Source organism: Bartonella sp. CE47NXGY (assembly GCF_042195415.1).
Lineage (GTDB): Bacteria > Pseudomonadota > Alphaproteobacteria > Rhizobiales > Rhizobiaceae > Bartonella.
Window position 1 is genome coordinate 1 of sequence record NZ_JBHIOI010000043.1, and the last position, 8000, is coordinate 8000.

Sequence of the window (8000 nt, forward strand, 5' to 3'; positions counted from 1 at the left end):
TATTGGAAAGAATACGGCAATGGGCATGGAGAACAAAAAAACAGTAGTTTAGGAGGAATAATCAATATGAAATGGGGTATTATAGGTCTAGATTTTGACAGATGGGGACAGGAGCATCGGCAGTAATACTCTACGGTTGATGAAAAGAGAAAAAACAGAGATTTATAGAATAATTAATGGAGAATAATTGATGAAAACCTATACCTTAGATGATGTTGCAGTCTTAATTGATAAAGTAAATAAATATGATGAAGAGATTATCAATTTGGGTACTGAAGATGATGGAGAGAATGAAACAGATGATTTACAGATTGAAAAGGCGGAGAAAGCTTTGGGTTTGCAATTCACATCCTCTTACAAAGTTTTTTTAAAAAAATATGGAGGAGGAGAAATTGGTGGTGATGAAATATTTAGCATTTATGGAGATTGTGGGGAAGGTATTCCTGCTGGTGATATTGTTTACCGAAACTTACTCAATAGAGAACGTGGTTTTGTGACACCAGAACAGCTTTTCATTAGCAGAACAGATTTTGGTGAAACCTTTTATTTTGATTATACGCAGTTTAGGGATGGAGAATGCCCACTTTATGTCATGCTTCCATCTGAGGATTGCGAGTATTACGCTAGCAATTTTTATGAATTCCTTTGCAAAAGAATTAAAGAAAGTGTGGGAGCTGAGATACCTGATGGTGACCAACCGATTGAAAAGATTGAGAACACTCCCACTCCGCAACCTATCCCTTTTTACAAGAGCTTTTGGAAAAAACTATGGAAGAGGTGAAATTGATAGAGGAAATATGAAGCGTTTATAACGCAAGTTTTGAGGATCATCCATGAAAACCTATACCTTAGCTGATGTTGCACAATTAATTAATAAGTATCCGGATGTTATCGACTTTGGCACTGCAGAGGATGCACCTGATGATATATTGATTGAAAAGGCTGAGAGAACTCTTGGTTTACAATTCACCTCGTCCTACAAAAGTTTTTTAAAAAATTATGGAGGAGGAGAAATTGGTTGCGAGGAAATTTTTAGCATTTATGGTGTAGACTTTGAAACTGTTTATGGTGGTGACATTGTCTATAATCGCTTAACAGAAATGAAAAATGGTTTAGCAAAATCACAGCAGCTTGTTGTCAGTAGAACTGATTTTGGTGAGACATTTTACTTTGATTACTCTCAGTTTCAGGATGGTGAATGTCCGCTCTATTTTGAGGTAATATCTGGAGATCCCCTTTATTATGCAAGTAATTTTTATGAATTTCTCTGTAAAAGAATTAAGGACCATGCAGGGGAAGATTTATGAAAACCTATACCTTAGCTGATGTTGTAATATTAATTGATAAAGTGAATAAATATGATGATGAGATTATCCATTTTCGTACTGAAGATGATGCAGTTGATGATCTTGTAATTGAAAGGGCTGAGAAAGCTCTTGGTTTACAATTCACATCCTCTTACAAGAGTTTTTTGAAACATTATAAAGGTGGGGACATTAGTGGTGAAGAAATCTATAGTCTTTATGAGCATCCTATAGGTGTTTCTGTTAATGACGTTGTTTTCCAAAACTTAAATGATAGAAAACGTGGTTTTACGACACCAGAACAGCTCGTTGTGAGTTATGATCTTGATGAAACCTTTTACTTTGATTATACGCAGTTTCGGGATGGTGAATGCCCACTCTATGTCATGTTTGCGGATGAGGAGTCCGAATATTACGCCAGTAATTTTTATGAATTCCTATGCAAAAGAATTAAAGTACACGCGGGAGTTGAGATACCTGATGGTGATCAACCGATTGAAAAGATTGAGCACACTCCCACTCCGCAACCTATCCCTTTTTACAAGAGTTTTTGGAAAAAACTATGGAAGAGGTGAAATTGATAGAGGAAATATGGAGCGTTTATAACGCACGTTTTGAGGTTCATCCATGAAAACCTATACTTTAGATGATGTTGCACAATTAATTAATAAGTATCCGGATGTTATCGACTTTGGCACTGCAGAGGATGCACCTGATGATATATTGATTGAAAAGGCTGAGAGAACTCTTGGTTTACAATTCACCTCGTCCTACAAAAGTTTTTTAAAAAATTATGGAGGAGGAGAAATTGGAGGTTATGAAATTTTTAGCATTTATAACGCAAGTTTTGATAAGTGTCCTGCTGGTGATATTGTTTTCTATCATTTGACGGATATAAAAAATGGTTTCGCAAAACCAAATCAGCTTGCCGTGAATAGAACTGATTTTGGTGAAACATTTTATTTTGATTATTCTCAGTTTTGGGATGGTGAATGCCCACTCTATGTTGAAATTGCATCTGGAGATTCAGAGCATTACGCAAGTAACTTCTATGAATTTCTCTGTAAAAGAATTATGGAACATGCTGGGGGGGGGTAATGACGATGCAAACCAAAGACGCAACAGAGATTTTAAAAAAAGTTGGTTGGGAGCCCCATCGCGATGAAATGGGTGATATGTTTGCTTATTATCACCTCCCCGATCGCATAGTGCGTATTCATTATGGTGTCATAGATTATGGACGGGATAGCGGAAGATTGTGGGTTTCTGTCAGTCTTACTACTGCTGCTTATTGTCTTGGCTGTGAATATGCTAACGGTAAAGAATCTCAATCTCAATATGAGGCTATGCTGATTTCTTCAGAAGAGAATTTTGGAGTTACAGCACTGGAGTTTTTTGAAAGCCATGTCAAGGTAGCTTTAGACAAAGTGTTAGCTTGGGCGCAAGCACAAGATATTAAGAAAAAATTACGTAAAAAAGCTGCTAATCATTCTCTCGTTGCAAAGGCTCTACTCGGCGATACCGAAGCTTTAAGGAATTACAAACCTACACCTCAATTATATACACCAGAGTTTTCTGATTATGAAAAGATGACACAGGTTGAGCGCGTCATCTTTTTTGCTGAAGCTTATAAAAATAATGAATTGGATGACATTTTAGCACGCAAAAAACCGAAACAGCGTTTGATGAGTCTTACAGCAGCAACGCGCATTCTTAAAACCCAAGGGTGGTTTGTTACGGAACCTGGAAAAATGTGGCTGATTTTGCCCGACCGCTTCATTCAATTTGATTTTGGTTTTATCCGTCTTCATGATGATTATAATGTTCATCTTGAAGCAGGGATCTCCAACGAAGATATTTCTGTCGCTTGCCATTATATTCACGATAGTAGAAAATGTAGGCAGATATCAGCTACAAATATTTATCAGTCTTTTAATACGATTGAGGGAGGGGTTTTTAGTGGTGTTGGTAAAGGGATTGATATTCGTTTAGAGACATTAAATGAGCAGGAGCTTATCAAAATTTCTGAGCGGGTGATACAATGGGCGCGTGCTCAGGATTTAGAAGCAGCGATAGAAAGCAAAGCGCTTGTTCAAAAATATAGCTCTTGTCCCGATATTCCATGGCATTTGGCTTGTTTAGCATTAACAGGTCAAATTGATATCCTGAAATCCTATCAAAATGCCGTAAAAGCAGGTACGATTTCTGAATATTTAGATGACGATGATGTGGAAAAATATGTTAATCACGCTGTTCAATTTGCTGAAGGACATCTGAGCGTTTTAAAGGAGCGAGAGGCGGCGGATGCACGTATTGATGTACAATCTTTAGCTCTCCTTAATACAGTTTCTGAAACATTAAAAATGATGAACTGGACAGTCTATCGCGACAAAAATTATAATCGTAATGCCTATTTTATAAGCAAAGACCGTATCATTAATATAATGTACAGCCTTGATACAAAAGGAAAAACACTGATCGTTATATTCAAGGCTTCACTTTCAACACTTGCCTTTTCCACTGCTCATAGGGGTGTTTTTCCCGAGAATCCTCAATATATAGCTCTCAAAGAGGCAGAAGAAGTTTATACAGTTTCTAGTGTTGAAGTTGAAGAAGGCAAACTAAAGCAAATCTGTGTGGATATTCTTAAATGGGCTGATAACCAAAACACCAACCAAATCATCTATGATTATGCGGCGTTGCCAACAAAAAGTGAATTTTTCCTTGCAGAATTTCACCTTATTGCACTTATTTTGACTGGCAATGTCAAAAAACTTAAGTTTTATAAGGAGAGTTTTCAAAGAAAAAACCGTCTAGGCTTTGTAGATACTATCACAAAATATGATATTGACAACGCGCTTAATCTTGCCCAGCGTTATTGAACAGGTTTTCCTAAAAACGTTCCAATTTTGAGTTTGGATCCGCAAACAGCATCTGTTGCTTCTAAAACAACTTCTGTTGAAGTGGCAGAGGAAGTGGATGAAGCGGATGACACTGATGATCGTCTCACCATGGAAAGTGCTCATGCACTTTTAAAAAGTCTAGGATGGTCAACCGAGAAAATCAATGAGAATGACCATATGGCAAGCTATCAATTGGCTGATCGTGAAGTAGACATTCTTTATAACGACGAAATTGCCAAAGATTGTCCGCAATTTGATAGCGCCTTTATGATTAGTACCGGTATTCTTTCCGCTGCTTGTAAATTCATTGATCCTACCCACACGGAAGATATTCCAGATATACAGCTTAATTTTGAAGCCAAGGGATTAGAAATCTTTGAACCAGAAGTCACTACGGATTGTTTAAAGCAAGCACTTGATGATGCGCTAGAATGGTCAGTCAAAGACATTGACCTTTCTAAAAGACTTCGCTCTGATTATGGCACTGCTCCTTGGCAACGGGATGCAACGTCTAAAGCAGATGATACGGATTATGCTTTGCTTCATCTTGGCGCTCTTGCCTTATTGGGCAATATTGAGACCTTAAAATCTTATCAGCAAAGCTTTACGGCAGGTGATCACCTAGGCTTTGACGAAAGCATCAACAAAACCCACCTTGAACGTGCATTAGCTTTAGCCAAAGAAGTAGCAAAGGTGAAGCAAGTGAGCTACGCTTTGATTGAACGGGTGGCAGAAAAGTTTGATGATCAACAAGAGGTTATCAGCAAGGAGCAATCCCGCTCGTGGAAAGAGAAAATAGTCAATTTTATCGGAAAAAAAGACAAGAAATAGCACCTAAAAAATATCAAAAAGATTTCAAAAAATTTAGAAAATAAGGCGCGGTCCAAAGCCTTGATCATAGTTGAGAAACTCAACAGTGGTATGGCTCTGATCATGGTTTTGGTGCAAGATTTTAAGGAAACAACCTATAAAAAAAGATCTATAAAATTATTCCATAGATGATCAAAATCCCTTTTAATGGATTATTGTCTATTTTATCGGTTATGTCTGTTTATTTAACAGACGAATCTTATGATTTTAGTGAATGATTAAAATGTGCTTTATGAAAAGCATATAATCTTTTAAAGCCTTTCAAAAGATAGTTTGTAACTCATATGAAATGCTATCAAGACCATTATGGTTATGAGTTTAGGGGGGTATGGGGGTTTTGGGGGGGCTTTTTACCCCCCCCTTTATATATATTTTTTAATACAAAATAAAAGTTATTATATTTCAATAAGTTAATCTTTCAAATAAACAACCTATATTAAACATAACACATAAATACAATTTTTAATATATATCTAAGAGGGTTTTGTAGGTGTTTTGGGGGTTTTAAAAACAGACAAAACCTATAAGTAATATAAGAAAATGAATATATATATATATAACTCTCTTTAAATAAAGCTTTTGAAAAGGATAAAGCTATCATTTTAAATACGGTATAATCTCTTAAAGGCAATCCAAATAAGAGTATCTAAAAGTGCAAATGATTTCTTTTTAGAATAACGCATATAAGCACTCTTTTTAAAGATTGTATCTAATCAACTTAACAAGAGAGGTATAGATTATGGTTATAAGACTCTATACCCCTTGTGAGTTTAGCAAGCCAAGTCTATTCAATTTCTTTAATTTCTAGTTTTGGTAGGTTCTTAACGATTTTCATTGTCTCTAAACTTACGGTAATAACCCTCTGAAATAACTCTAGAGGGTAGGCAGGGTTGCCAATGGTTTCAACAGCATAGCGATTGGCATCATTCACAATGCCACTCTTTTTATCAGTCTTTACACATTGACGCCCCATAACCCATTCAAGAGCGGGTTTACCATTAACGATATACTCATAAGCGTCAAGTGGGATATCTGTCATGATGATATTGCTATTATAAATAACAGTGGTTTTATCTTTCTCTTTACCTGCTTTTGCGAATTTCATTTCAGTAACATAATAAAACTTTTCGGGATTAGAGATTTCTGTAACTTTTGGATTACCCTTTTTAAAAGTCACTGGATAAGGCTCTACAGTTTCATAATTCACGTGCAAATGACCCAGTTCACGCCCTGCTGTTACGAACTTCCAAAAATTACCAGCACTCTTTACACAAGGGATACGAGGCAATTCTTTAGAGAGGTTATCAGCATAACGAGCACGATAATCTTCCGAATGAAGTAAACCGTAAACATAATAGAATAGATCATCTTTAGTGATTTTTTCATTAGGATAAGCAGCTTTAAAATGTGCTAATCCTTCATCAGTAATGGCATCACGCCTCTGTAAACCAGCTGTTTTGCTTTCTTCTGTAAATAAATGGGATTGTTTCTCACTTTTACCTTTTGAAACCATAGTATCTTCATAAAAATACCGTGGAAAGCATTGACCTTTTTCTATTGCATCTAGATTAGGCAAATCTTCAGACATAAGAACAGAAAAACCACACCTTGCTCCTACGCCTGTAATTTGAATTACTTTATTTTCAACCGCTTTTCCCATCGGAAATATCCGCGGCATTTGTAAAACCATTTCATTGAAGGTGCGATTATAATAGAGCCACTGTTGTGTAAAAGGACGATATAAACTTTGCATAAGGCATGTAGCTTCAAATTCAAAAGTATTTCCTTTTGCTAAATCTTCTTTAAGAGCGCGGCTCCAACTGATTTTTCTCGTATCTGTATTGACGAAATTGTCTACAGCATTTTTACGTATCCTAGGATCAACATGTCCATAAACATTATTAAAACGCTTTACTTCACTGTTATAGAAGGCAATCATATTACTTATGTTTTTCGCTAAAACTTCATGGCTTGAATTGTATACCCAAGCATCACGGCTAGTTACAATACCACAGGAATAAGTATCAAAAAGCTTTTTACCATGACCTTTTTTATAACCTATGGATAAAAATGCTTTAAAATTGTTATCACGTTGACCAAGCCAATCACCATGTTTATCTGGTGTGATTATTTGCCAACCTTGTTTACTTCGTGTAATGCCATCAATGCTCCTAAATTTTTTAATTGTCTTAAGCTTTTTTTCTCTTGTGTGATTATTACCAATATCATGATAGTAAATTTTACAAGGTCCAATAGCATTGGGATTTTTGATAAACAAGGTTACAGCAATACCGGTCATACTACCATTGCCAAAAATATTTTCACCTTCTTGAGCTCTTCCATTGCTTAACATATTTTTGCGAAGATCCCCCCGTAAATTAAGCACATAAATGCTCGTAAACTCTTTGGCTAAAGATTTTCGTAATCCATCCATTGTTGACTTTTCTATGTAACCAGAACCAGAAACAAAACCGATTACTCCAGCATTATCAATACGATCACTAGCCCAGCGAATGGCACGAATATAACTATCATAAAGATTTCGCATAAGGCTTGCTTTAGATTGAGCGGCGTAAGTTTCATCAATACGGTCATTTAATATCGGATAAGGCGTATTCTTTGCATTATCATTAGCACTTTTTTGACCTGTTGAATAAGGAGGGTTACCAAAGATAACTTTGATATCCAGTTTCTTTTGATGCTCTAAATATTCACTGTTTTCTTTGAATAATTTTTGCAGAAGGCTTTTCTCTTCAAGCATGCGGAATGTATCGGTTAAACCAATATGTTTGAAAGGGATATACTCACCTTTCATGATACTATGATACGTCGATTCAATGTTAATCGCTGCTATGTAATAGGCTAGCAAGACAATCTCATTTGCGTGGATATCATAACGGTATTTATATTCCATATCCTCTGG

The 8000-nt window shown here is 36.1% G+C and carries 5 protein-coding genes and 1 pseudogene; 5 read left to right on the top strand and 1 reads right to left on the bottom strand.

The window, feature by feature from the left end:
• Positions 1 to 190: 190 nt before the first annotated feature.
• The 5 genes and pseudogenes from ACFIL3_RS08385 (at position 191) to ACFIL3_RS08405 (ending at position 5038) form a co-directional block, all read left to right on the top strand.
• The gene (locus ACFIL3_RS08385; RefSeq protein WP_183193918.1) at positions 191 to 781 is read left to right on the top strand and encodes an SMI1/KNR4 family protein; all 591 of its coding nucleotides are present in this window, start codon (positions 191 to 193) and stop codon (positions 779 to 781) included.
• Between the two features lie 52 nt (positions 782 to 833).
• Positions 834 to 1307 (top strand): SMI1/KNR4 family protein, encoded by a 474-nt coding sequence (locus ACFIL3_RS08390; protein WP_375613701.1) that lies wholly within the window; start codon positions 834 to 836, stop codon positions 1305 to 1307.
• The gene (locus tag ACFIL3_RS08395) at positions 1304 to 1879 is read left to right on the top strand and encodes an SMI1/KNR4 family protein (protein WP_183194725.1); all 576 of its coding nucleotides are present in this window, start codon (positions 1304 to 1306) and stop codon (positions 1877 to 1879) included. Before ACFIL3_RS08390 ends, ACFIL3_RS08395 begins: the two co-directional genes overlap by 4 nt.
• 52 nt (positions 1880 to 1931) lie before the next feature.
• Positions 1932 to 2402 carry an SMI1/KNR4 family protein gene (locus tag ACFIL3_RS08400; RefSeq protein WP_375682071.1) on the top strand — a complete coding sequence of 157 codons (471 nt, stop codon included), beginning with the start codon at positions 1932 to 1934 and terminating at the stop codon, positions 2400 to 2402.
• 5 nt (positions 2403 to 2407) lie between these two features.
• Positions 2408 to 5038, top strand: a pseudogene (locus tag ACFIL3_RS08405) (DUF6990 domain-containing protein).
• 823 nt (positions 5039 to 5861) lie between these two features.
• Here the strand turns inward: ACFIL3_RS08405 and ACFIL3_RS08410 are convergent.
• Positions 5862 to 8000, bottom strand: a 2139-nt coding sequence (locus ACFIL3_RS08410) for a type ISP restriction/modification enzyme (RefSeq protein ID WP_375682072.1), incomplete at its 5' end; no start/stop codon positions are given.

What these genes read in the sequence shown, in the direction of transcription:
- ACFIL3_RS08385 (WP_183193918.1), top strand. Translation starts at nt 191, where the DNA reads ATGAAAACCTATACCTTAGATGATGTTGCAGTCTTAATTGATAAAGTA.
- ACFIL3_RS08390 (WP_375613701.1), top strand. Translation starts at nt 834, where the DNA reads ATGAAAACCTATACCTTAGCTGATGTTGCACAATTAATTAATAAGTAT.
- ACFIL3_RS08395 (WP_183194725.1), top strand. Translation starts at nt 1,304, where the DNA reads ATGAAAACCTATACCTTAGCTGATGTTGTAATATTAATTGATAAAGTG.
- ACFIL3_RS08400 (WP_375682071.1), top strand. Translation starts at nt 1,932, where the DNA reads ATGAAAACCTATACTTTAGATGATGTTGCACAATTAATTAATAAGTAT.